Annotated in this window: 2 protein-coding genes; both read right to left on the bottom strand. The window is 38.5% G+C overall.

The features are described from left to right. Positions 1–81: 81 nt before the first annotated feature. A complete protein-coding gene (gene lnu(C) / locus NFR44_RS09405; RefSeq protein ID WP_002837187.1) occupies positions 82–576 on the bottom strand; it encodes a lincosamide nucleotidyltransferase Lnu(C) in 495 nt (164 codons plus the stop codon). A gap of 23 nt (positions 577–599) precedes the next feature. Continuing rightward, on the bottom strand, positions 600–1637 hold the full coding sequence (locus NFR44_RS09400; RefSeq protein WP_002837184.1) for an IS1595-like element ISSag10 family transposase: 1038 nt from the start codon (positions 1635–1637) through the stop codon (positions 600–602). Between the last annotated feature and the right edge of the window lie 88 nt (positions 1638–1725).

Here is a 1725-nt window from a genome sequence, read left to right as displayed (position 1 = left end):
GGCTATGTCACAACAAACAGTTGATAAATAGCCATTTTTGTAGGGGAGTATCAGAACTCCCCTACAAACTGTTATTTGCAGTTATCTATACTCATTTGGAATTTCGATATGAAATGTCTCACACAATAACTTCACATCATGTGCATCATTTTCATCAAACTCGTATCCCAGATGGAACATTACTTGACTATATGGTTCAATACAGGAAACCTCTATTTCCTCAATTCTTCCTTTACCCGAAAAAGTTTCTACCGGAAAACAATCCCCATCATAAAGAATTTCACCTTCGTCCGTATATTCAAAACAATGCAAATCAATAATTCTGTTTTTCAAATCTTCCCATACAGTATGGTTCAATGTTGTATATTCCATCTTAATCTCATAAAAGCCATTAGCTTTCATTATTTCTATAAAGTTCTGATAATCGTTCTTTTCTACAAAAATGTCAATATCATTATGGGCTCTTGACTGATATCCAAGAAGAGCATCTACACCCCAGCCACCATCAAGAAAGACTTTAATCTCCGCATCTATTGCAAATTGAAGAATCTGTTTTACATCTGTTATATTGACCATCTTATCATCTCCACAAATTCTAATTAGGCGACCAGAGGAACTGCTGGTCTGTTTGATAAATCTCTGCATTTAGCAGTTTTCAATGTTGCCAAAACAAAAGTTAAGAAGATGTTCCTTTTCTCCATGTCGCTTTCTTTGGCGTAATTTACAAGGTTATTCCACACAAGATAGTTGTTCAGATACTTGGTAGAAACACCGTTAAAGCCACGCATAAACCTCTTTAGCTGGCTATGGTAGCTATTGATATGTTGGATATTATAAATGCCTTTCTTGGCTTTGCCAGTCTTTAACTGCACAAGGTCAATGCCATTGGCATTTGTAAATCTCACATAGGAGTTCATCTTGTCCGTAACAAGAGTGGAATTGGTCTTAATCCTACCATCATAAATATGATGTAAATCTCTTGTAGAAACTCTACCAGTATTCGTAATCTTGGAGATAGACAAGCCATTCCTATTAACCGCACAAGGAACACATACCTTTTCTTGGGACAAGCCTCTGATATGTGTAGAATGACCACGCTTATGAGCCTTGCGTGGCATAGCAAATGTCTTACTCTTGCTATGATTGCCCTTGTACGAGATGGCGAAAAAAGTTTCGTCAGCCTCAATAATGCCGTCAAGGGTAACATCGTCTGCCATATTCTGAAGTGCATCCAAAATCTTGTGTCTCCAAAGGAATGCGGTGTTTCTGTGAATCCCACAAGCAACAGCAGTCTTACGAATGGATAAGCCATTCATCATACAATCAATGTACTGCTCCCACACGGACAAGTCTTTTCTTGTACCAGACACAATGGAGTTCGTAGCAATCACGAAGGACTTGCCACAATCCTTACATACATATCGCTGTGTGCCATCTTTACGATGACCATTGCGAACCACATGGATACAGCCACAAAGAGGGCATACACGACCATTTGCAAAGCGTTCCTTTGCTACGAAATCTTCAATATTCAAAGACTTTACAAAGGCAGGACTTAAAAGCATTGTTTTAAGGCTTTCCTGCTCTGCGACAGTCAACTTACCGATAATATCTAATGCGTCTTTGATAGTAGGCATATCCAATTACCTCCTTCGGTGGTACTGTTTCTTACTATTATTATACGCTATTTCTCGTCAAAAATCAACCATTTGTTGTGACAGAGCC

It is taken from the genome of Veillonella intestinalis (genome assembly GCF_943193155.1).
GTDB classification, from domain to species: domain Bacteria; phylum Bacillota; class Negativicutes; order Veillonellales; family Veillonellaceae; genus Veillonella_A; species Veillonella_A intestinalis.
Note: the sequence above shows the minus strand (reverse complement) of the source record. Positions and strands in the feature narration are given on the sequence as shown.

Coding starts and splice junctions, on each gene's coding strand:
- NFR44_RS09400 (WP_002837184.1), bottom strand. CDS start 1,637: ATGCCTACTATCAAAGACGCATTAGATATTATCGGTAAGTTGACTGTC.